This window comes from Lysobacter yangpyeongensis (assembly GCF_042655745.1).
GTDB classification, from domain to species: domain Bacteria; phylum Pseudomonadota; class Gammaproteobacteria; order Xanthomonadales; family Xanthomonadaceae; genus Agrilutibacter; species Agrilutibacter yangpyeongensis.
This window is the reverse complement of sequence record NZ_JBHSNM010000003.1, coordinates 1-22,034: the sequence shown is the minus strand read 5'-3', so window position 1 is coordinate 22,034 and position 22,034 is coordinate 1. Positions and strand designations below refer to the sequence as shown.

Sequence of the window (22,034 nt, the reverse complement as noted above, 5' to 3'; positions counted from 1 at the left end):
AAGCTTATATGCTGGTGCGATGACTGCATCCGACACACCCGCGACCGGAACTCCGCCGGCACGACCCACCGCCCTGATCGGCTGGCGCCTGCTGGCCATGCTGTATGACTTTTTCCCGGTGCTCGGCCTGTGGTTCCTCACCGGCGCGCTGGCGATGCTCGTCCACGGCGGCGAACCCATCTACGGCGACACGCTGGCCGGCTGGCTGGAACTGCTCGCGCTGTGGCTCGTCACCGGCACGTACGCGACATTGAGCTGGCGCCGTGGCGGCCAGACGCTGGGCATGCGCCCTTGGCGATTGCGCGTGACCGCCGCTGACGCGAAACCGGCGTGGCGGCAACTGTGGATCCGCTACGCGGTCGGCACGCTGTCGCTGCTGCTGGCGGGTGCGGGATTCTGGTGGGCGTGGTTCGATCGTGAACGGCGTACGTGGCACGACCGGGCGAGCGGGACGGGGATGGTGCAGGAGGAGAGGAAGCAGGCGTAGGGCCCATGGCGCTGCAGTAGCGCATTGGTGGTGCTCGCCTTGCGCGATACCGAAAGGCTGCCAGCCATGGCTCCCCGCGCGCTGCGGCGCGCTGGACTCTGTCGCGGCTTGAGCGCTATCGCGGCGCGGCGTTCGCGGCCGCAGCCGTCGCCGATAGGGCGACGGCTAGGCGCATTCGCTTCGATCAGTCGCTCGCTGCCGTCCATGGCGAAGCCCGCCCGGCTTCGGATCGTCCTGCCCGGCCATCCATGGCCGGGCGTTCGCGGCCGCAGCCGTCGCCGATAGGGCGACGGCTAGGCGCGGCCGCTCACCCCGACCTTCTTCGGAAGAGGAACCAGGACACGGCCAGCATCACCAGCGTCGGCATCACGTATGCGACGCGGTAATCGAAGTGATACACCTGCGCCAGGCGCACGCACTGCTGCTGCAGCAGCCAGAAGCCGAGCGAGAACACGATGCCGATGAACAGGCGCTTGCCCATGCCGCCGCTGCGCAGCGTGCCGAACGCGAATGGCACCGCCGCCAGGCACAGGGCCAGGATGTTCAGGGCGTAGAACCAGCGGCCCCAGTAGATCACTTCGAACTCGGACGCATCCAGGCTGTTGCGCTGGCGGTATTCGATCGCCTTGCGCAGCTCGCCGGCGGCGAGATAGCGCGGCTTGTCGGTGCCGGCGGTCAGCGCGACCGCATCCAGCTTCGACGCCCAGCGTTCCTCGCGGATCTTCTCCTGCGTGACCGACTTGGGCTCGAAGTTGGTGCGGGTGACGTCGCGCAGCAGCCAGCCGCCGGGGCGGTGCTCGGCGACCTTCACCAGCGCCAGCGATTTCAGGCGGCCGTCGGCGGCGAATTCGTACAGGCGCACGTCGCGCAGCTCGAGCCAGCGATCGGTGCCGTTGTCGCGCTCCTCGCCGCCGTTGGCGTTGAGGATGACGTCGCCTTCGCGCGCCCACAGGCCGGAATAGCGCGCCACGATCATGTCCTTCGATTTCGCGCTGGCCTTGAGCGCGTTGGCGCGGCGCTCGCCCCACGGGCCGGCGGTTTCGCCGCTGACCACCATCAGCAGGGTCAGCACGGCCAGCGCGCCCGCGACGGCGACGCTCAGGCGACGCCGCGACAGGCCGACGGCACGCAGCGCGGTGAGCTCCGACGACGCCGCGAGCTGGCCCAGCGCCATGAGCGCGCCGACCACCGCGGCGTAGGGAAACAGTTCGTACAGCCGCCGCGGCAGCGTGTAGGCCATGTAGGCGATCGCCGTGGCGATGCCGTAATTGCCCTTGCCGATGTCGCCGAATTCGCCGACGAAGCTCAGCATCAGGTCGAGGCCGAGCAGCACCGCCCACACCAGCAGCACCGTGCCGAAAACGACGCGGCCGACGTAGAAATCGTGGATCTTGGGAAAGGGTTTCATCGCCCGGTCGGCCTCATGCCTGCGCCAGCCTTGCCCGACGCATGCGACCGTCGAAGAAGTACAGCCACAACGCGATCGCCAGCAAGGGCAGCACCAGCCACCACAGCCCCAGTTCCGCGGGAATCCGGCCCTTTTCCAGCCACTTGGTGCCCATCAGCATCAGGTTCATGCCGATCATGTAACCCAGGAAACCGGTCATGACGCGCCCGTAGCGCGCCTGCCGCGGCATGCTGCGCGCCAGCGGAATCGCCATCAGGGCGAAGGCCAGCGTCAGCAGCGGCGGCGCGATGCGCGAGTGCAGCTGCGCGCTGGCTTCCCGGCGCTTGTCGCCGAACAGCTTCGTGGTCGGCAGGTATTCGGGATTGTTGGGATCGAAGTTCGACTCGCCGGCCGGCATCGCCACTTCGTTGCGCTGGTAGCTGAGCAGGCGGTAGTCCAGGCCGCCTTCGCGCGGGCCCTCGACTTCGAAACCGTTGTTGAGGGTCAGGTAGCGCTCGCCCTTCTCGTCCACGGTGACTTCGCCGTCGTTGGACGTGGTCACGTCGAGGCGGTCGCCCTTCTGCCGATAGACGAAGACGCGGCTGAAGCGGCTGCCGTCGGGGCTCATCTCGCCGACGAAGATCACCCCGTTGCCGCCCGGCATCTCGGTGAAGGCGCCCGGCTCCAGGCCGGCGACGATCAGGTTGCGGTTGGCGGAGGCGACCATCTGCCGCGACACCCGCTCCGCCCAGGGCCCGAGCCACAGCGAGCACATCGCCACGACGGCCACCATCGGCACCACCAGCAACAGCAACGGCTTGAGCAGCCGCCGCGGCCCGACGCCCACGGCGGCGATCACCGGCATCTCCGAATCCCGGTACAACCGGCCCATGCCCAGCATCAGACCCAGCATCAGCGCCAGCGGCAGGATCAGCGGCAGCCAGTTCAGCATCACCAGGCCCAGCTGCGGCAGGAGCATCCCGACCGGAATCCGCCCCGTGGCCATGTCGCGCAGGACGTCGGTGAAGACACCGCCGAAGGCAACGATCATCAGCACCACGCCGGCGGCGAAGGTGGACTGGACGAACTCGCCGAAGAGGTAGCGATCGAGCTTGGGCATCAGGGGGGCTGGTAGACTTTGGGTTTGGTCCGGGCAGGTCCGGGCGGTGCTTCCGTCCCGTCCACCCTGCCGGTCGCGACCGATCCGCGATTGTAGCGGCGCACCCCGTCGGATGTGCCCTTTGCGGTTCGGCGCGAAGCCGGATCGATTCTTTCCTGTCCCCCGGAATCTGTTGGATGACCCTCGAATTCGACCTGAACCTTGATGCCGCCGCGACCGTTGCCACCGATTGCGTGGTCGTCGGCGCCTTCGCCGACCAGAGCCTGAGCCCGTCGGGCCGCGCCCTCGACGACGCCAGCGGCGGCCGCCTGCGCGCCCTGCTCGAGCGCGGCGACATCAGCGGCAAGACCGGCAAGACCGCGCTGCTGCACGACGTGCCGGGCGTTACCGCACCGCGCGTGCTGGTGGTCGGCCTCGGCGATGCCGGCAAGTTCGGCGTGCCGCAGTACATCAAGGCCGTGGCCGATGCGGCGCGCGCGCTCAAGACCGGCCCGGTCGCCAGGGCCCTGCTCACCCTGAGCGAGCTGGAAGTGAAGGGTCGCGACCAGGCCTGGAACATCCGCCAGGCGGCGATCGTCTCCGACCACGCCTGCTACGCCTACACCGCCACGCTGGGCGCGAAGAACAAGCGCCGCGAGGAAACCGGCCTGAAGCACCTCTCGGTCCACGGCGAGGACAAGACCGCCCTCGCCCAGGGCAAGGCCATCGCCGCCGGCGTCGCCTTCACCCGCGAACTGGGCAACCTGCCGCCCAACATCTGCAACCCGGGCTACCTGGCGCAGCAGGCGCAGGAATTCTGCGGCCGCTTCGACAAGGCCGAATGCGAGGTGCTCGAGCGCGAGCAGATGCAGGAACTGGGCATGGGCTCGCTGCTCGCCGTCGCGCGCGGCTCGGCCAACCCACCCCGGCTGATCGTGATGAAGTGGAACAACGGCGGCGACGCCAAGCCCTTCGTCCTCGTCGGCAAGGGCATCACCTTCGATACCGGCGGCATCAACCTGAAGACGCAGGGCGGCATCGAGGAGATGAAGTACGACATGTGCGGCGCCGCCAGCGTGATGGGCGCGTTCGTGTCGGCGGTCGGCATGCAGTTGCCGATCAACCTCGTCGTGATCGTACCGGCGGTCGAGAACATGCCCGACGCGGATTCCTACCGCCCGTCCGACGTCATCACCTCGATGTCCGGCAAGACCATCGAAGTCGGCAACACCGACGCCGAAGGCCGCCTGATCCTGTGCGATGCGCTGACCTACGCGCAGCGTTTCGAACCGCAGGCCCTGCTCGACGTCGCCACCCTCACCGGCGCCTGCGTGATCGCGCTGGGCAAGTACGCGACCGGCCTGATGTCGAAGCACGACGACCTGGCGAACGAACTGATCGCCGCGGGCGAGAACGTGTTCGACCGCAGCTGGCGCCTGCCGCTATGGGACGAATACCAGTCGCTGCTCGATTCCACCTTCGCCGACGTCTACAACATCGGCGGCCGCTGGGCCGGCGCGATCACCGCGGGCTGCTTCCTCGCGCGCTTCGCCGAAGGCCAGCGCTGGGCGCACCTGGACATCGCCGGCGTGGCCAACGACGAAGGCAAGCGCGGCATGGCGACGGGGAGGCCGGTCGGTCTGCTGAGCCAGTGGCTGCTGGATCGGGCGGCCTGACTCGTCCGAAGGCGGGAATAGGGGAATGAAGAGCGGGAATAGGGAACGACGCTACTTCGCAGCCTTCGCGCTGCGGCACGTCGCGGCTCGCTCGCGTTCCCCCTTCCCTCTTCCCGCTTCTTACTCCCGCATCTGACGCATTCCATGCCCCGCGCCGACTTCTACCTGATCGCGAAGGAGCGCTTCCGCGCCGAACCGCTGCGCCTGGTGTGCGAACTCGCGCGCAAGGCGCACGACGCGGGCCTGTGGACGCTGGTGCTCGCGCGCGACGCGGCGCAGGCCGAACAGATCGACGATCTGCTGTGGGACATGGGCGATGACGTCTACATCCCGCATCAGATCGCCGGCGCCGACCTCGACGAGGACGAAGCCGCGGTGCTGATCGCGCCGCCGGAAGCCGATGCACCGCTGCGCCCGCTGGTGATCAACCTGCGCGACGCGGCCGTGGAAGGCAGCTTCGACCGTGTGCTCGAAGTCGTGCCGGCCGACGAATCCGCGCGCGGCCCGCTGCGCGAGCGCTGGAAGCAGTACCAGGCCCGCGGGCTGGAATTGAAGAAGTACGACATGTAAGAGAGGTCCGGCGCGCCCGCATGCGGGCACGCCGACTTCGTCATCCCGGCGCAAGCCGGGATCCATTTTGACTTTGCCTTGTTCGTGCGTGTACGCGACGCAAGGGCAACAAATGGACCCGATTTGCATTGGGATGACAGGAACAGCAACAGCAAAATGGATCCCGGCTTGCGCCGGGATGACGAGCAAAAGCAAAAGCACGTGCCATGACCCAGACGCTCTCCTCCAGCTACGACCCCACCCAGTTCGAGACCCGCCTGTACCAGCAGTGGGAGAGCAGCGGCGTATTCAAGCCGCGCGGCGAGGGCGAGCCCTACACCATCCTGCTGCCGCCGCCGAACGTCACCGGCACGCTGCACATGGGCCACGCGTTCCAGCACACGCTGCAGGACGCGCTGATCCGCTACCACCGCATGCGCGGCTACGACACGCTGTGGCAGATGGGTACGGACCACGCCGGCATCGCGACCGAGATGGTGGTCTCGCGCAACCTCGCCGCCGAAGGCAAGGGCGAGACCCGCGATTCGCTGGGCCGCGACGGCTTCATCGCCAAGGTGTGGGAGTGGAAGCAGCAGTCCGGCGACACCATCGAGCGGCAGATGCGCCGCCTGGGCACCTCGGGCGACTGGAGTCGCAGCACCTTCACCATGGACCCGATGGCGGCCGAAGCCGTAATCGAGGCCTTCGTGAAGCTGCACGAGCAGGGCCTGATCTACCGCGGCAAGCGCCTGGTCAACTGGGACCCGGTGCTGAAGACCGCGATCTCCGACCTCGAGGTCGAGAACAACGAAGTGCCCGGCCACATGTGGCACTTCAAGTATCCGCTCGCCGGCGGCGAAACCTACGAGTACATCGAGCGCGACGCCGACGGCAACGTCACCCTGCGCGAAACGCGCGACTACATCTCGATCGCCACGACGCGCCCGGAAACCATGCTCGGCGACGGCGCGGTCGCGGTGCATCCCTCCGACGCGCGCTACGCGCCCATCGTCGGCAAGCTGTGCGAGATCCCGGTCGGCCCGAAGGAACTGCGCCGCCTGATCCCGATCATTACCGACAATTACCCGGATCCGGATTTCGGCTCGGGCGCGGTGAAGATCACCGGCGCGCACGACTTCAACGACTACCAGGTCGCAGCGCGCAACAACATCCCGATGTACGCGCTGATGGACGACGCCGCGCGCATGCGCAGCGACGGCCTGCCGTACGAGGAAAGCGCGCGCATCGCCGGCGAGATCGCCCGCGGCGAACGCCCGGCGGGCGACGTCACCGAGCTCAACCTGGTGCCGACCGAACTGCGCGGCCTGGACCGCTACGAAGCGCGCAAGCGCGTGGTCGAGGCGATCACCGCCGAAGGCCTCGCGGTGACCGACGCCGAGGGCAACCCGCTGGTCGAATCCAAGCCGATCATGCAGCCCTTCGGCGACCGCTCCGGCACGGTGATCGAGCCGTACCTCACCGACCAGTGGTTCGTGAAGATGGACGGCTTCGCCACGCGCGGCCTCGACCTGGTCGAGGAAGGCCACATCGAATTCGTCCCGGCCAACTGGATCAACACCTACCGCCACTGGATGGAAAACATCCAGGACTGGTGCATCAGCCGCCAGCTGTGGTGGGGTCACCGGATTCCGGCGTGGTACGACGCGCAGGGCAACATCTACGTCGGCCGCAACGAAGCCGAAGTGCGCGCGAAGCACGCGCTCGGCGCCGACGTCGTCCTCAACCAGGACAGCGACGTGCTGGAGACCTGGTTCTCCTCGGCGCTGTGGCCGTTCAGCACGATGGGCTGGCCGAATGCGGAACTGATGGAGCAGCGCGGCTACGACCGCTACCTGCCCTCGTCCGTGCTCGTCACCGGCTTCGACATCATCTTCTTCTGGGTCGCGCGCATGATCTTCATGACCGACCACTTCACCGGGCAGGTGCCGTTCAAGGACGTCTACATCACCGGTCTGGTGCGCGACGCGCACGGACAGAAGATGTCGAAGTCGAAGGGCAACATCCTCGACCCGATCGACATCATCGACGGCATCTCGCTGGACGCGCTGCTCGCCAAGCGCACCAGCGGCCTGATGCAGCCGAAGATGGCGGAGAAGATCGACAAGGCCACGCGCAAGGAATTCCCGGACGGCATCCCCGCCTTCGGCGCCGACGCGCTGCGCTTCACGATCAGCGCGCTGGCCGGGCACGGCCGCGACATCAAGTTCGACCTCGGCCGCGCCGAGGGCTACAAGAACTTCTGCAACAAGCTGTGGAACGCCGCGCGCTTCGTGTTGATGAACACCGAAGGGGCGAGCTTCACCGGCGCGCCGCAGCCGCGCACCGACGCCGAGCGCTGGATCCTCGCGCAGCTGGCGAAGACCGCCGCCGAGGCCGAAGAGCATTTCGCGACCTACCGGTTCGACCTGCTGTCGCAGGCGCTGTACGAATTCGCCTGGAACGGCTTCTGCGACTGGTTCGTCGAGTTCGCCAAGCCGGCGCTCAACGGCGACGACGCCGCGGCGGCCGACAGCACACGCCACACGCTGTTGTACGTGCTGGAGCGGTTGCTGGCGCTGCTGCATCCGTTGATTCCGTTCGTGACCGAGGAGCTCTGGCAGGCGGTGGCGCCGAAGCTGGGCATCTCCGAAACCACCGTGATGCTGCGTCCGTACCCCTCGCCGGCCGATTTCGACACCGCCGACTACGCCGGCGCCGAAGCCGACATCGACTGGCTCAAGGCGATGGTGTCGGCGCTGCGCCGCGTGCGCAGCGAGTTGAACGTCCCTCCGGCAAAGCAGGTGCACCTGCTGCTGGCCGAAGGCACGCACGCCGACCACGAGCGCGCGCGCCGCTTCGACTCGCAGCTGCGCTTCCTCACCCGGGTCGAGCGCATCGACTTCATCGCCGATGCGAAGAGCGCGCCGGCGTGCGCCGCGGCGGTGGTCGGCGAGCTCAAGCTGCTGGTGCCGCTCGAAGGCCTGGTCGATCTGGGCGCCGAACGCGTGCGCCTGGACAAGGAAATCGCGCGCGTCGCCGGCGAGAAGGAAAAGAGCGAAGCCAAGCTGGCGAAGTTCACCGACAAGGTGCCGGCCGCGGTGGTCGAACAGGAGCGTCAGCGCCTGGCCGACTGGACCGTGCAGCTGGATGCGTTGCGGGCGCAGCGGGCGAAGCTGGGATAAGCCGTTCGCCTTCCATCGTCTTCCTTGCGAAGGCGGTCACCTCGTCGTCCCAGCGAGCGGTTCACCCCATCGTCGTCCCAGCGCAAGCCGGGACCCGTTTTGACCTTCGCTTTGCCTTGCGGGTTTCCTGACCCGCCTGCGTTGTTGCCCGGACACGCCACGACGGCGGGTCAAGACCCGCCCTACGGCGACAACAACTCCATCGCCATCACCAGCGCATCCTCGCGCCCGTCCTTCGCGGGGTAATAACGCGGGCGGCGGCCGATCTCGTTGAAGCCTTCGTCGTGGTAGAGCGCGATGGCGTTGGCATTGGACGGCCGTACTTCGAGGAAGACGCGCGCCACATTGCGGCTGCGCGCCAGTTTCAGCAGCGCATGCAGCAGGCGGCGGCCATGGCCCCGCCCCTGCAGTTCCGGCGCGACGCAGATGTTGAGCACGTGCGCTTCGCCGGCCGCGATCGACATCAGGTAGTAGCCGGCGATCCGCTCGCCCTCGTGCAGCACCCACGCCGGGTAGTCCGCGCGCAGGCAGTCGCGGAAGATGCCGACGGTCCACGGGAACTCGTAGGCCCGCGCCTCGATCATGTGCACCACGGGCAGGTCGTTCTCGCGCATCGGGCGCAACGACAGCGGCAACGGCGAATCGGAAACGCGTGCGTTCATTGCGGGGTCCGACGGCGCAGGCTGCGCAGGCGCGGCCACAGATCGCGGCGGGCGGCGGGATTGCCGCGCAGCGTCGCGAGGTCGGGCAGCGCCTGCAGGAATTCAGGGTCGCGCTCGTCGCGGTCCGCGGCCCGCGCCAGTGCGCGCAACAGCACGGCGGGTGCGGGCGCGGCTGCACCGACCGAGGCGCGCCGCGCGGCCGCGTTTGCGTCTCCGGCCTCGTTCCGCAGCTTCACCGACGCGTCCGTGCGCGCCGGTCGCGCGGGCTCCGCCGGCGCGATCTCTTCCATCGGTCCCGCCCTCAGCACCTCGTGCCCCAACGCACGCAACCATTCGCGCTGCTCGGGGCTCCACGGCAGTCCGGAGGTGGCCATCAGGCCGCGCTCTCCGGCGGCAACCGGCGCATGCGGCGCCACAGGGCGTGGGTCGGCCCGGACAAGGCGTACAGCACGCCGATCGCGAGCAGCACAGCCGGCGGATCGATCGCGATGGCCACGAGCACCACCAGCACGACGAGCACCACCAGGAACGGCATGCGGTCGCTGCGGGGCCCGCTGCCCTTGAAGCTGAAATAACGCAGGCGGCTCACCATCAGCAGCGCGGCGGCGACGGTGACGCCCAGCGCGAACCAGCGCAGTTCCTCGCCCGAATACCCGTTGTCGTGGCAGGTCCAAACGAAACTCGCCACCAGACCCGCCGAAGCCGGGCTGGCCAGGCCGATGAACCAGCGCTTGTCCACCTGCCCCACCTGCGAGTTGAAGCGCGCCAGGCGGATCGCCGCGCAGGCGGCGTAGAGGAAGGCGGCGATCCAGCCGATCTTGCCCGGCACCACGCCGTCCAGCCGCGTCGCCGCCAGGGCCCAGTGGTACATGACCAGGGCCGGCGCGAGACCGAAGCTGATCAGGTCGGCCAGCGAGTCGTACTGGACGCCGAACTCGCTCTGCGTGTTGGTCAGGCGCGCCACGCGCCCGTCCAGGCCATCGAGGATCGCGGCGATGAAGATCGCGATGCAGGCGTTCTCGAAGCGTCCCTGGGTCGCGGCGATGATCGCGTAGAACCCCGCGAACATGCCGCCGGTCGTGAACAGGTTGGGCAGCAGGTAGATGCCGCGGCCGCGGGGGCGCGGGGTGTGCGATTCGTCCATGTCCGCGAGTTTAACGCTTGCCTGCGCACCGGCAGGGTGCTGCAATCGGTTACCGCCGCTGATCCGAGCACTCGCATGCCCAGCCGCACGAGCCGCACCCTGTTGGCGATCGCCACCCTGGTGGTCGCCCTTCCCGTCCTGGCCGGCACCGTCTACCAGTGGAAGGACGCCAAGGGCGTCACGCACTACTCCGACGCGCCGCCGCCCTCGCACGAGGGCGTGCAGAACCGCCACCTCAAGGACGCACCGCCCGCACCGGCGACATCGTCAGAGGCGTCGGCCAGCGAAGACCCGAACTGCGTCACCGCCCGCACCAACCTGGTCCAGCTCAAGCGCGACCAGCCGGTCGGCCTGGATGCCAACGGCGACGGCAAGCCGGACAAGGTCATGGACGCGGAGGAACGCGCACAGCAGGTGCAGCAGAACGAACGCATGATCAAGGCCTTCTGCGACAAGTCCTGAGGCACCCCGCATGCGACTGGGTTGGGCCCTCGTCTGCGGCCTCGCACTGGGCGCCGCGGCCTGGTGGTGGACGACGCGCGATGAACGCGAGCACGCGCGCATCGAACACGAGCGCAAGGCCGCCGCGGCCGCCGAAGCCGCACGCCCCCGGCTGTATCGCTGGCGCGACGACAGTGGCGTCCTGCACATCACCGAGCAGCCGCCGAAAGGACGCAAATACCAGCGGATCGAGCGCGAGCCATACGACGGGATCGAAGTGCACGGCGATCGACGCGCCGACCTGCCCGACTCGCCCGGGCCATAGCACCGCCCTATCGTCGACGCCGGCACTTCCGCGCTCCCCGGGGTGCCATCCCCCAGCGCATGGCAAAATGCCCGCTTCCATTTGCCTGAAGCCGCACCGATGCGCCTGTCGCAGTTCCATCTCCACACCGTCAAGGAAACGCCTGCCGAAGCCGAAGTCGTCAGCCACAAGCTGATGCTCAAGGCCGGCATGATCCGCAAGCTCGCCGCCGGCCTGTACACCTGGAGCCCGCTGGGCCTGCGCGTGCTGCGCAAGGTCGAGACCGCCGTGCGCGAAGAGATGAACGCCGCCGGCGCGATGGAACTGCTGATGCCGACCGTCCAGCCGAAGGAGCTGTGGGAAGAGACCGGGCGCTGGCAGAAATTCGGCGGCCAGTTGCTCAAGATCAAGGATCGCAAGGAGGCCGAGTACTGCTACGGCCCCACCGCCGAGGAAGTCATCACCGACTACGCGCGCAACGAGCTGTCCAGCTACAAGCAGCTGCCGGTGAACTTCTACAACGTCCAGTGGAAGTTCCGCGACGAGATCCGGCCGCGCTTCGGCGTGATGCGCGCGCGCGAGTTCCTGATGAAGGACGCGTACTCCTTCCACGTCGACGACGAATCGCTCGCCGCCGAATACCGGAACATGTACGACACCTACGGCCGCATCTTCACCCGCCTGGGGCTGAAGTTCCGCGCCGTGTTCGCCGACACCGGCGCGATCGGCGGCACCGCCTCGCACGAATTCCACGTTCTGGCCGACTCGGGCGAGGATGCGCTGGCGTTCTCGAGCGAATCGGATTACGCGGCGAATGTCGAACTGGCCGAGGCGCTGCCCCCCGGTCCGCGCCCCGCCGCCGCCGAAGCGATGCGCAGGATCGACACGCCCACGCAGAAGACCTGCGAGGACGTCGCCGCGCTGATGGGCATCCCGCTGCAGCGCACCGTCAAGTCGGTGGCGCTGATGGGCGTGGATGCCGAGGGTCAGCCGCAGTTCGTGCTCGCGCTCGTGCGCGGCGATCACGTCGTCAACGAGATCAAGCTGGCCAAGCTGGCGGGCCTGGGCGAATACCGCCTGGCCACCGAAGGCGAGATCGATACGCACCTGGGCAGCGAACCCGGCTTCCTCGGCCCGGTGAACCCGAAGCAGAAGCTCCGCATCGTCGCCGACCGCAGCGTCGCCGCGATGGCCGACTTCGTCGTCGGCGCCAACGAGAAGGGCGTCCACCTCGCCGGCGTCAACTGGGGCCGCGACCTGCCCGAGCCCGACGACGTCGCCGACATCCGCAACGTCGTCGAAGGCGATCCCTCGCCTGACGGCAAGGGCACGCTGGGCTTCGCCCGCGGCATCGAGGTCGGCCACGTCTTCGCGCTGGGCCGCCGGTATTCCGAAGCGATGCAGTGCACCGTACTGGATTCCAGCGGCAAGCCGGTGATGCCGGCGATGGGCTGCTACGGCATCGGCGTGTCGCGCATTGTGGCGGCGGCGATCGAACAGAACCACGACGCCAACGGCATCATCTGGCCCGAGGCGATGGCGCCGTGGCGGGTCGCGGTGTGCGTGATCAATCCGAAGAACGACACGAACGTCGCCACCGCAGCCGAGGCGCTGTACCGCGAACTCAACGCCGCCGGCATCGATACCGTGCTCGACGATCGCGGCCTGCGCCCGGGCGCGATGTTCGCCGACATCGAGCTGATCGGTATTCCGCATCGGGTGGTGGTGTCCGAACGCGGGCTGGCGGCGGGTTCGTTCGAATACCGCCATCGCCGCGCCAGCGAGGCGGAAAGCCTGGATCGCGCGGCATTGCTGGCGCGGCTGGGCGCGGCATAATCGGCCGCTGGCTCGAAATCCACGGCAAACGGAGGATCCATGTCGATCGACATCACCGGCCTGTCCGCGAAGGAACTGGACGCGCTGATCAACCAGGCGAAGAAGCGCAAGTCGACGCTGAGCCGGCGCAAGCCGATCGCGGCGGTGCGACGCAGGCTCACCGACATGGCCAGGGCCGAGGGCTACACGATCGCCGAGCTGTTCGGCGGCGCAGCCGTCACCCGGTCCACGGCGAAACCCGCCGGCACGGCGAAGCCGCGCAAGACCACCAAGGGCTACAAGCTCGGCAAGGTCGCGCCGAAGTACCGCAATCCGGCCAACAGCGCAGAAACCTGGGCCGGCCGTGGCAAGCCGCCGCGCTGGCTGGCGACGTACCTGGACAACGGCAGGAAGATCGAGGAGTTCCTGATCCGCTGATCGGGTTTGAATGAGGTCAAAAGCGCCGGCGCAAGCCGGCGTTTGCTTTTCGCTCGTCATTCCCGCGAAAGCGGGAATCCAGTGTCTTGGCTTGGTTTTGCGTTCCCGCCTTTCAGGTCAGAACAGGCGAAAGGCAAAGGCACTGGATTCCCGCTTTCGCGGGAATGACGAGCAACTACAGAGACACCGGACAATCAGACGTTCGTCGGCCCGCTTGGGCAGAAACGATGAACAGCAGTAATCAGACGTTGCCCTACCCGCTTCCGCGGAAATGACCGGCAACTACAGATTCCGCCCCGGCGCCAGCAGCAGATTGCCGAACACCAGCCCCGCCACCAGCGCCAGCAGGATGTTGGCGACCGCCAGCAACGCATCCTGGCCGACCACCGTGTCCTGCTGCTGGATCATCGTCAGCAGCCCGCGCAGGCTGGTGCTGCCGGGCACCAGCATGATGATCCCTGGGACGCGGATGATCGCGCCCGGCCGCTTCCCCCAGCGCGCGTAGGCATTGCCGATCGCGGTCATGAGCAGCGCGGCGAGGAAGATGCCCGCCGGGCTGCCGAACGCCTCGCCGGCGTAGCGCGCAATCAGGTAGCCGCCCGCGGCGGCGAGCATCACCCGCAGGTAATCGCGCCGGTTCGCGCGGAACAGCACGGCGAACGCGAACGTCGCCAGCAGCAACGAGCAGCCTTCGACCCAGCCGGGCTGCGGACGCAATGCCTGCACCTGCGGCACCAGGCCGATGAAGTCGGCGACGTACAGTGCGATCACCGTACCGATGGTGAGCTTGAGCACCGTGGTCACCGCGCCGGCAAACCGCGCCGTGCCCGAAACGAGGTGCTGGCTGGTGAGTTCGTTGACCGCGTTGGTCAGCGACATGCCAGGCAGCAGCACGATCAGCGAGGCGATGATCACCGTGTTCTGGTTGAGCGGCGCGACCAGGCTCGCGACCAGCGCCGTGACAAAGGCCGCCAGCATCGCCGCGATCGCGTCGCTGGCCTCTTTCAGCCGCGGTCGCGCGGCGGAGTAGTCGACCAGCGCGCCGATCATCAGGCCGTTGAGACCGGCAACGACGATGTCCAGCCACGGCAGGCGCAGCAGTCCCGCGATCGCGGTCGCAGCCAGGCCGAAGCCGAACACCTGCATGATCCGACTGCGTCGGCTGGGCGGCCGGTCGAGCGCGCTCATCAACGCGTGCGCATCTCGCAGGCCAAGGCGCCCGGCCATCACTTCCTCGGCGATGCGATCGGTCTCGGCCAGGCGATAGAGATCGGTGTCGCCCAGCGGCAGGCGCAGCACGCGGGTGACCTCGCTTTCGCCTTCCGGCCGCTGCGGATCGCTGAAGGTCAGGATCATGCCGGTGGGGTTCGACCAAGGCTCGCAGGCGACGTGGAGCTGGCGCGACACGGCGGTGATCGCCCCTTCCAGGCGCTGCGCGGTCGTGCCGTACAGGTGCAGCCGCTCGGCCAGTTCGACGAGGAAGGCGACGCGGTCGGCGAAGCTGATGGACGCGAAGGACACCATCGATGCGGTCAAGGATGCGAACCGTTGCGGAGTGCGCGAAGCATCGCACGCCGCGGCGGCAAGAGGCACCCGCCATGCCGCATCCGCCCGTGTGCGTACATGGCCTGCACGCCGCGGCCACGCGCGTCGTGGACCATTCCGGCGCCCGCGCCTGTATCCTGCCTCACGCCATGATCGCCCCGACCATGCCCCGACCGCAGCTCGTCGCCGAAGGCAGTCCGTCGCACCTGCGGCTCAGCGGGCCATGGACGCTCGAGCACTCGGAAGGCATCAGCGCGGCGCTGTCGGGCGCACCGCGCGACATCGCCGCCGTCGACGCCACCGGGATCGATCGGCTGGACTCCCTGGGCGTACTGCAACTGCTGCGCTTCTCGCGCCGCCGCGGCTTCGACTTCGACCGCATCGCGTTCCGCGACCAGCACCGCAACCTCGTCGCGGCCATCGAGGACGTCGCCGACGACCGCCCGCGCAGGAAGCGCGAATACGGCATCGCGGCCGCGCTCGCGCGCCTGGGCTACGCGGTCAGCGACAATGCCGGCGAGGTGCGGGCGCTGATCGGCTTCTTCGGCGAGACGCTGGTGAAGCTGGTGCGCACCTTCAAGGAACCCTCGCGCTTCCGCCCCACCGCCACCGTGCACCACATGGAGCAGGTCGGCCTCGATGCGGTGCCGCTGGTGGCGCTGCTGTCCTACCTGGTGGGCGCGGTGATCGCGTTCCTGGGTTCCAACATCCTGCGCGACTTCGGCGCGACGATCTATGTCGTCGAACTGGTGAGCATCGCCTTCCTGCGCGAATTCGGCGTATTGCTCACCGCGATCATCCTCGCCGGACGCACCGCCAGCGCCTTCACCGCGCAGATCGGCGCGATGAAGAGTCGCGAGGAAGTCGACGCGATCCGCACGCTGGGCCTGGATCCCATCGACCTGCTGGTAATCCCGCGCGTGCTGGCGCTGCTGGTGATGCTGCCGCTGCTGACCTTCATCGCGATGATCTTCGGTTTGCTGGGCGGCCTGACTGTCGGTGCCTACGGACTCGACATTCCGCCCCCGCAATACCTGGCGCGCATGCACGACACCATGGAACTCCGGCATTTCGTCGTCGGCCTGGTGAAAGCGCCGTTCTTCGCGCTGGTGATTGCACTGATCGGTTGCCTGGAAGGGCTGCAGGTCGAAGGCTCGGCCGAATCGGTCGGCGAACGCACCACCTCGAGCGTGGTGCAGACGATCTCGCTGGTGATCGTGCTCGACGCGATGGCGGCGATCTGGTTCATGCAGATGGGCTACTAGTCGGGATTCGGGATTCATTCAAGGAAAAAGGCAAGGGCGTTCGCATTGTGATTCGGGATCCGAAAATCGACGGAGTCGGGGCCGCTGCCGGATCGGCGGGGACGGCGCCTGCCGGTTCGAATCACGAATCACGAATCCCGAATCCCGGCTCCCCCATCATCCGCGTGCGCGGCCTGGTCAACCGCTTCGGCGAGCAGGTCGTGCACGACGGACTCGATCTCGATGTGCAGCCGGGCGAAATCCTCGGCGTGGTGGGCGGTTCGGGGACGGGCAAATCGGTGCTGATGCGCTCGATCCTGGGGCTGCGCGAACCCGATGCCGGCGAGATCGAAGTGCTGGGCATGGACGCGCGCAGCAAGACCGCCGATGCGCACCGCGAGATCGAGCGCAACACCGGCGTGCTGTTCCAGGACGGCGCGCTGTTCTCCTCGCTCACGGTCGGCGAGAACGTGCAGGTGCCGCTGAAGGAATACCACCGCGAGTTGCCCGATTCGCTGCGCTACGAACTGGCGCTGCTGAAGGTGAAACTCGCCGGCCTTCCCGCCGATGCGGTCAACAAGCTGCCCTCGCAGCTCTCCGGCGGCATGCGCAAGCGCGCGGGCCTGGCGCGCGCGCTGGCGCTGGATCCGCCGCTGCTGTTCCTCGACGAGCCCACCGCCGGGCTGGATCCGATCGGTGCGGCGGCCTTCGACCATCTGATCCGCACGCTGCAGCAGGCGCTGGGCCTGACCGTATTCCTGATCACCCACGACCTCGACACGCTCTACGCCATCTGCGACCGCGTCGCCGTGCTCGCCGACCGCAAGGTCGTCGTGTGCGCGCCGATGGCGGAGGTGGAGCGTTACGATCACGCCTGGGTACAGGAATACTTCCACGGCCCGCGCGCGCGCGCGGCCCGGAAAGCCGGGAATCGGGAATCGGGAGTGGGGAATCGTTGAAAACCATCCGCTGCCCTGCAATCTCTTCACCGGTAACCTGCCACCGTCGGCGCGGGCGTTGCTGCGCCATGCATGTCGTGAAGATCGGCCATTCCCGACTCCCCGTTCCCGATTCCCGGCTCTGACCATGGAAACCAAGGCCAACTACGTCCTGATCGGCGCCTTCACCATCCTGGTGACGCTGTTCCTGCTGCTGTTCGCGCTGTGGGCCGCGAAGTATTCGTCCGAGAAGGACTGGATGCAGTACGCGGTGATCTTCGAGGAGCCGGTGACCGGCCTGAGCGAAGGCAGCCCCGTGCTCTACAACGGCATCTCGGTGGGCACGATCGAATCGCTGCGCCTGTCTCCCGACGACCCGCGCCGCGTGCTGGCCACCATCCGCATCCAGGCGCGCACGCCGGTGAAGACCGACACCCGCGCGAAGATCTCCACGCCCAGCCTTACCGCGCCACCGATCATCCAGCTCACCGGCGGCAGCCCCGAAGCGGCGCTGCTGGCCGATGTCGACCACCGCGAGATCCCGGTCATCAGGACCGAAGCCTCCGCGCTGCAGAACATCGCCGACACCGCCAACAAGCTGGTCGCGCGGATGGACGAGTTGTTGAGCGAGCAGAACATCAAGCGCATCTCCAACTCGCTGGCCAACATCGAGGCGATGACCGGCGCGATCGGCGACCAGCGCGAGGACATCCGCGCGATGATCGTCAGCGCGCGCCGTTCCAGCGAGCAGCTGGAGAAAACGCTCGCCACCACCAACACGGCCGTGAGCGACATCGACCGCGAACTCGTGCAGAAGCTGCCCGGCCTGATTGCCCGGCTGGACGGCACGCTCGCGAAGCTCGATTCGGCGGCATCCGGCGTCAACGGCATCGTCACCGACAATCGCGCGGCGATCAGCAGCTTCGCCAACGACGGCCTGGGCCAGCTGGGGCCGACCCTGGCCGAACTGCGCGGGCTGTTGCGCGAATTGCGCCGCATCAGCGACCGCCTCGACAACGGTCCCACGCAGTACCTGCTGGGCCGCGATGCACCGAAGGAGTTCGAGCCGAAATGAAGAGGGAACCGCGCCGCATGTCCACCGCATCGCTACGCATCGCCGCCTGGGGCCTGCTGGTCCCGATGCTGCTGTCGGGCTGCACTTCCCTGCTCGGCGGTTCCCGGCACCCAACTTCGATCTACGCACCGGAAGTCCATCGCATCGACGCGCAGGGCTGGCCGCAGGTGCACTGGCAGCTGGCGATGGGCCGCACCACCGGGGCGCGCACCGCCGACAGCCTGCGCATCTTGGTCCGTCCCGCCCCTAACGAAGTGCAGGTCTACAAGGATGCGCAGTGGGCGAAGTCGCCCGGCGACATGCTGGAGGACGGCGTGCTGCATGCGCTGGAGGATTCCGGCCGCATCGCCGTCGTCGCGCGCCAGGGCAGCGGATTCGCCGCGGACTATCGCCTGATGCTCGATGTGCGCCGCTTCGAATCCGACTACGCCGGTGGCGCCGTACCGTCGGCCACGATCGAGGTCACCGCCAAGCTGCTGCATGTGAAGGACCAGCAGCTCGCTGGTTCGCGCACGTTCCTGCAGACGCAACCGGCGGCGACGACCGCGGTGGCGGACGTGGTGGCGGCGTTCGACCAGGCGCTGACTGCCGTGACCGGCGAACTCGCGGGCTGGACGCTGGCCACTGGCGAACAGCACGAACGCTCGACGCATTGAACTTGCGTCGATCCTTGAATTGCGGTAACGGCCCGTAGCGCGCGGGGGTCGGGCGCCCGCGCGGCATCCACCCGATCGGCAACCGGTGGCTACGCCGGGTGGATCTGCCGGAAGGTCAGGTTGATGCGCGGACCCACCGGCCTGGTCGTACGCGGCAGCGCATGGCGGTAGTGGCGCTGCGTGGCGCCTGCCATCAGCAGCAGGCTGCCGTGCGGCAGTGCGATCGCCAGCTTCTGCTGCGTCTGCCGATGCTTGAGCACGAAACGCCGCGCCGCGCCGAGGCTGACGGATGCGATGACCGGCGACGCGCCCAATTCCGGTTCGTCGTCGCTGTGCCAGCCCATGCAGTCGTGGCCGTCGCGGTAGAGATTGGCAAGCACGCTGTTGAAGCCGACGCCCGTTTCGTTCTGCAGGCGATCGCGCAAAGGCCGCAACAGCGCGGGCCACGGCCGCGGTTCGAACAAGGTGCCGGAGTAGCGGTACGCCGTACCCGGATCGCCGATCCAGCAGCTCAGCCGCGGCGACGCATGTTCGCGACCGAACAGGCGGATGCGGTGGGCTTCCCAGGGGACGCGGTCGCGCAATTCGAGCAGCAGCCTGTCGGCCCCCGTCGCTTCCAGCCAGGCTGGATCGAGGGCGATTTCCGCATCGACAAGGGGCAGCGGCTGCAGCGGCATGGATCGACGCTAGCACGCGCTTTGGGGCCGCGATTTGCCCGGCCCGGCCGGAGCCGCGAAAATTGCCGGATTCACAGCCACGCCCCTCCGCGGAGCCACCAATGACCGACGCCCCCGAAATTGAACGCGATGTCATGGAATACGACGTCGTCACCGTCGGCGCCGGTCCGGCCGGGCTTGCCTTCGCCATCCGGCTCAAGCAGCTCAACCCGGAGATCTCGGTCTGCGTGATCGAGAAGGCCTCCACCATCGGCGCGCACATCCTGTCGGGCGCGGTGATCGAACCGGGCCCGCTGGATGCCCTGCTCCCGGGCTGGCGCGACAATCCGCCGCCGATCTGCGTGCCGGTCGCGAAGGACGAGTTCTGGATGCTGAACAAGACCGGCGGCCGCAAGCTGCCGGTGCCGCCGCAGATGCACAACCACGGCAACTTCATCGTCAGCCTCGGCGCGCTGTGCGCGTGGCTGGCGCCGCAGGCCGAGGCGCTCGGCGTCGAGATCTATCCCGGCTTCGCCGCCGCCGAGACCCTGCACGACGAAAGCGGACGGGTCGTCGGCGTGCGCATCGGCGACATGGGCGTGGCGAAGGACGGCTCGCACAAGCCCGGCTACACCGCCGGCATCGATATCCGCGCCAAGGTCACGGTGCTCGCCGAAGGCGCGCGCGGCCACCTGACCAAGCGCCTGATCGGCAAGTTCAAGCTCGACGCCGACTGCGATCCGCAGGGCTACTCGATCGGCATCAAGGAACTCTGGCAGGTACCCGAAGATCGCGTGTCGCCGGGCAAGGTCGTGCACACCCTGGGCTGGCCCGCCGACAACAAGACGTACGGCGGCAGCTTCCTCTACCACCTGGACAAGGGCCGCATCGCGCTGGGTTACATCAGCGGGCTCGACTACCGGGATCCGGAATACAAGCCGTGGGAAGCCTTCCAGCAATGGAAGAACCATCCGATGGTGAAGCCGCTGCTCGAGGGCGGCAGCATCGTCTCCGCCGGCGCGCGCGCGATCGTCACCGGCGGCTGGCAGTCGCTACCCAAGGTGGAGATGCCCGGCGCGCTGCTGATCGGCGACACCGCGGGCCTGCTCAACGTGCCCAAGATCAAGGGCACGCACCAGGCCATCCGCTCGGGCATGCTCGCCGCCGAACACCTGGCGGCGACGCAACTGGCTCCGGACGGATTCGACGCGAAGCTGCGTGCCTCGGACGCGATGGCCGAGCTGAAGAAGGTCCGCAACATCAAGCCGGGCTTCAAGCGCGGCCTGTGGTTCGGCCTGCTGAACGCGGCCTGGGAAACCGTCACCATGGGACTCTCGCCCTGGACGCTGAAGAACAAGGCGGACTGGTGCTCGCTCGACAAGCTCGGCGAGCATGAGCAGCCCAAGCGCGATTACGTCGAGCGCAGCCTCGCCCCGCGCGATCGACTGGCCGGCGTGTATTTCGCCGCCACCGAGCACGACGAAGACCAGCCGGTGCACCTGCATGTCGCCGACACCAGCATCTGCGTGACCCGCTGCGCGGAGGAATACGGCAATCCGTGCACGCGCTTCTGTCCGGCCGGCGTGTACGAGATCGTCGACGATGCCGCGGGCAAGCGCCTGCAGATCAACGCCGCCAACTGCGTGCACTGCAAGACCTGCGACATCAAGGATCCGTACGAAATCATCACCTGGGTCACGCCGGAAGGCGGCTCGGGGCCGAATTACCAGAACCTGTAAGCATGGTCATTTCCCACCGGCACAGGTTCCTGCACTTCGTGATTCCCAAAACGGCGTCAGCGACGCTGAGGCAATCGCTGGCGCCGTTCGCCGACATCGGCTGGCCGGTATCGAAGTACCAGCAGCACGTGACCATTGCGGCCTTCCTGCGCTCGGAGCACGCCCCGCTGTTTCCTGACTACTTCAAGTTCGCATTCGTCAGGAATCCGTACGACCGGATCTATTCCGGATATCTCCAGGACCGATACGCAGCCGAGACCTACCCGCGCTGGATACGCGCGAAAAAGCCTCTGTTCGACGAGATCGGCGATGATTTTTCAACGTATTTCAACGAGTACGCCCTGAAGGCCGACCTGGAGAACGACTGGCAGTGGATCTGCTTCTGCCCAATGAGCGCATTCACCGTCGACGCAGGCGGCAAGCTGGCCATGGACTTCGTCGGCCGGGCCGAGAACCTCGCCCAGGATATCGCGACACTGGCATCCCGCCTGAGGCTTCCGCTGGAAAAAGCCCCTGACGAGAACGTCCGCCAGGGATTGTGCAGTGCGGAGCCGAAATACCTGCCCCATTTCGACCGCAGGACGATCTTCGCGGTGAATGCGACCTATCGGCGCGATTTCGAGTTATTCGGCTACCCGATGCTCGATCCGGATTCGTTTCCCGAGCGCGCGCAAACTCTTCCGATCGGAACTGCGCCGCGCGGCTAGCAGCCGCGCGGCGCGGGGCAATCACGGCCGAATGAACCAGCCCGCTCCGGTTTCGAATGTCAGGTTGTAGCGCGTCGCGGAGTTGGAATTGTTCCAGACCACGTTGCCGCCATTGGCACGACGCCACAGGATGTCGTCGGCGCCGTCCGCCGAATAGTCGCCCACCGCGGCGACAATCCAGTCGCTTGCCATTGCCGTCAGCACGCGACTGGTGGCCCCGTTGCCGCGATACCAGATCTTGTTATCCCCCGCGAGGGAGCGCCACAGCAGATCGTCATTCCCGTCGCCGT

22 protein-coding genes are annotated in these 22,034 nt (G+C 67.6%); 14 read left to right on the top strand and 8 right to left on the bottom strand.

Translation table 11 applies throughout. From position 1 onward, the window contains the following. Positions 1-19: 19 nt before the first annotated feature. On the top strand, positions 20-487 hold the full coding sequence (locus tag ACFPN1_RS10415; RefSeq protein WP_386754898.1) for an RDD family protein: 468 nt from the start codon (positions 20-22) through the stop codon (positions 485-487). 307 nt (positions 488-794) lie between these two features. Here ACFPN1_RS10415 and lptG read toward each other — a convergent pair whose 3' ends face one another. Both lptG and lptF read right to left on the bottom strand, forming a co-directional pair. After that, a complete protein-coding gene (gene lptG / locus ACFPN1_RS10410; RefSeq protein ID WP_386754897.1) occupies positions 795-1,895 on the bottom strand; it encodes an LPS export ABC transporter permease LptG in 1,101 nt (366 codons plus the stop codon). Positions 1,896-1,908: 13 nt separating this feature from the next. Further along, positions 1,909-2,994: an LPS export ABC transporter permease LptF gene (lptF, locus tag ACFPN1_RS10405; RefSeq protein ID WP_386754896.1), complete on the bottom strand. Its 1,086-nt coding sequence runs from the start codon at positions 2,992-2,994 to the stop codon at positions 1,909-1,911. 176 nt (positions 2,995-3,170) lie between these two features. Between lptF and ACFPN1_RS10400 the strand changes: the two genes are divergently transcribed. The 3 genes from ACFPN1_RS10400 (at position 3,171) to ACFPN1_RS10390 (ending at position 8,380) form a co-directional block, all read left to right on the top strand. After that, entirely contained in the window at positions 3,171-4,649 is a 1,479-nt protein-coding gene (locus tag ACFPN1_RS10400) for a leucyl aminopeptidase (protein ID WP_386754895.1), read from the top strand. A gap of 144 nt (positions 4,650-4,793) precedes the next feature. Then, positions 4,794-5,219 (top strand): DNA polymerase III subunit chi, encoded by a 426-nt coding sequence (locus ACFPN1_RS10395; RefSeq protein WP_386754894.1) that lies wholly within the window; start codon positions 4,794-4,796, stop codon positions 5,217-5,219. Between the two features lie 206 nt (positions 5,220-5,425). After that, positions 5,426-8,380, top strand: a complete 2,955-nt coding sequence (locus tag ACFPN1_RS10390) for a valine--tRNA ligase (protein ID WP_386754893.1) — start codon at positions 5,426-5,428, stop codon at positions 8,378-8,380. Positions 8,381-8,562: 182 nt separating this feature from the next. On the opposite strand, the gene rimI is transcribed toward ACFPN1_RS10390, so the two are convergent. The 3 genes from rimI to pssA are packed head-to-tail and all read right to left on the bottom strand — an operon-like array spanning position 8,563 to position 10,186. Continuing rightward, the gene (rimI, locus tag ACFPN1_RS10385) at positions 8,563-9,042 is read right to left on the bottom strand and encodes a ribosomal protein S18-alanine N-acetyltransferase (RefSeq protein WP_386754892.1); all 480 of its coding nucleotides are present in this window, start codon (positions 9,040-9,042) and stop codon (positions 8,563-8,565) included. Next, a complete protein-coding gene (locus ACFPN1_RS10380) occupies positions 9,039-9,416 on the bottom strand; it encodes a hypothetical protein (protein WP_386754891.1) in 378 nt (125 codons plus the stop codon). The genes rimI and ACFPN1_RS10380 overlap by 4 nt, the downstream gene beginning before the upstream one ends. Next, positions 9,416-10,186 (bottom strand): CDP-diacylglycerol--serine O-phosphatidyltransferase, encoded by a 771-nt coding sequence (gene pssA, locus ACFPN1_RS10375; RefSeq protein ID WP_386754890.1) that lies wholly within the window; start codon positions 10,184-10,186, stop codon positions 9,416-9,418. The genes ACFPN1_RS10380 and pssA overlap by 1 nt, the downstream gene beginning before the upstream one ends. A gap of 75 nt (positions 10,187-10,261) precedes the next feature. On the opposite strand from pssA, the gene ACFPN1_RS10370 reads away from it, so the two are divergent. The 4 genes from ACFPN1_RS10370 (at position 10,262) to ACFPN1_RS10355 (ending at position 13,184) form a co-directional block, all read left to right on the top strand. Further along, positions 10,262-10,648, top strand: coding sequence for a DUF4124 domain-containing protein (locus ACFPN1_RS10370; RefSeq protein WP_386754889.1), 387 nt, complete (start codon positions 10,262-10,264; stop codon positions 10,646-10,648). 10 nt (positions 10,649-10,658) lie between these two features. Continuing rightward, positions 10,659-10,952, top strand: coding sequence for a DUF4124 domain-containing protein (locus tag ACFPN1_RS10365; protein ID WP_386754888.1), 294 nt, complete (start codon positions 10,659-10,661; stop codon positions 10,950-10,952). 99 nt (positions 10,953-11,051) lie between these two features. Then, positions 11,052-12,767 (top strand): proline--tRNA ligase, encoded by a 1,716-nt coding sequence (locus tag ACFPN1_RS10360; RefSeq protein ID WP_386754886.1) that lies wholly within the window; start codon positions 11,052-11,054, stop codon positions 12,765-12,767. Between the two features lie 39 nt (positions 12,768-12,806). Continuing rightward, a complete protein-coding gene (locus ACFPN1_RS10355; protein WP_386754885.1) occupies positions 12,807-13,184 on the top strand; it encodes an H-NS histone family protein in 378 nt (125 codons plus the stop codon). Positions 13,185-13,466: 282 nt separating this feature from the next. Here ACFPN1_RS10355 and ACFPN1_RS10350 read toward each other — a convergent pair whose 3' ends face one another. Then, positions 13,467-14,708: a threonine/serine exporter family protein gene (locus ACFPN1_RS10350; protein WP_386755244.1), complete on the bottom strand. Its 1,242-nt coding sequence runs from the start codon at positions 14,706-14,708 to the stop codon at positions 13,467-13,469. A gap of 170 nt (positions 14,709-14,878) precedes the next feature. Here ACFPN1_RS10350 and ACFPN1_RS10345 point away from each other — a divergent pair, with 170 nt between their 5' ends. From ACFPN1_RS10345 to ACFPN1_RS10330, 4 genes are all read left to right on the top strand, one after another. Next, positions 14,879-15,994 carry an MlaE family ABC transporter permease gene (locus ACFPN1_RS10345; RefSeq protein ID WP_386754884.1) on the top strand — a complete coding sequence of 372 codons (1,116 nt, stop codon included), beginning with the start codon at positions 14,879-14,881 and terminating at the stop codon, positions 15,992-15,994. A gap of 134 nt (positions 15,995-16,128) precedes the next feature. Further along, the gene (locus tag ACFPN1_RS10340) at positions 16,129-16,932 is read left to right on the top strand and encodes an ABC transporter ATP-binding protein (RefSeq protein WP_386755243.1); all 804 of its coding nucleotides are present in this window, start codon (positions 16,129-16,131) and stop codon (positions 16,930-16,932) included. 127 nt (positions 16,933-17,059) lie between these two features. Then, positions 17,060-17,986 (top strand): MlaD family protein, encoded by a 927-nt coding sequence (locus ACFPN1_RS10335; protein ID WP_386754882.1) that lies wholly within the window; start codon positions 17,060-17,062, stop codon positions 17,984-17,986. 17 nt (positions 17,987-18,003) lie between these two features. Continuing rightward, the gene (locus ACFPN1_RS10330) at positions 18,004-18,642 is read left to right on the top strand and encodes an ABC-type transport auxiliary lipoprotein family protein (RefSeq protein WP_386754881.1); all 639 of its coding nucleotides are present in this window, start codon (positions 18,004-18,006) and stop codon (positions 18,640-18,642) included. Between the two features lie 89 nt (positions 18,643-18,731). On the opposite strand, the gene ACFPN1_RS10325 is transcribed toward ACFPN1_RS10330, so the two are convergent. Continuing rightward, complete coding sequence (locus ACFPN1_RS10325; RefSeq protein WP_386754880.1) at positions 18,732-19,319, bottom strand: alpha-ketoglutarate-dependent dioxygenase AlkB family protein; 588 nt, start codon at positions 19,317-19,319, stop codon at positions 18,732-18,734. A gap of 101 nt (positions 19,320-19,420) precedes the next feature. Between ACFPN1_RS10325 and ACFPN1_RS10320 the strand changes: the two genes are divergently transcribed. After that, a complete protein-coding gene (locus ACFPN1_RS10320; protein ID WP_386754879.1) occupies positions 19,421-21,037 on the top strand; it encodes an electron transfer flavoprotein-ubiquinone oxidoreductase in 1,617 nt (538 codons plus the stop codon). A gap of 2 nt (positions 21,038-21,039) precedes the next feature. Continuing rightward, positions 21,040-21,744, top strand: coding sequence for a sulfotransferase family 2 domain-containing protein (locus ACFPN1_RS10315; RefSeq protein WP_386754878.1), 705 nt, complete (start codon positions 21,040-21,042; stop codon positions 21,742-21,744). Between the two features lie 21 nt (positions 21,745-21,765). Here ACFPN1_RS10315 and ACFPN1_RS10310 read toward each other — a convergent pair. Continuing rightward, positions 21,766-22,034 (bottom strand): FG-GAP repeat domain-containing protein (locus ACFPN1_RS10310; RefSeq protein WP_386754877.1); only part of this gene is annotated, 269 nt, incomplete at its 5' end.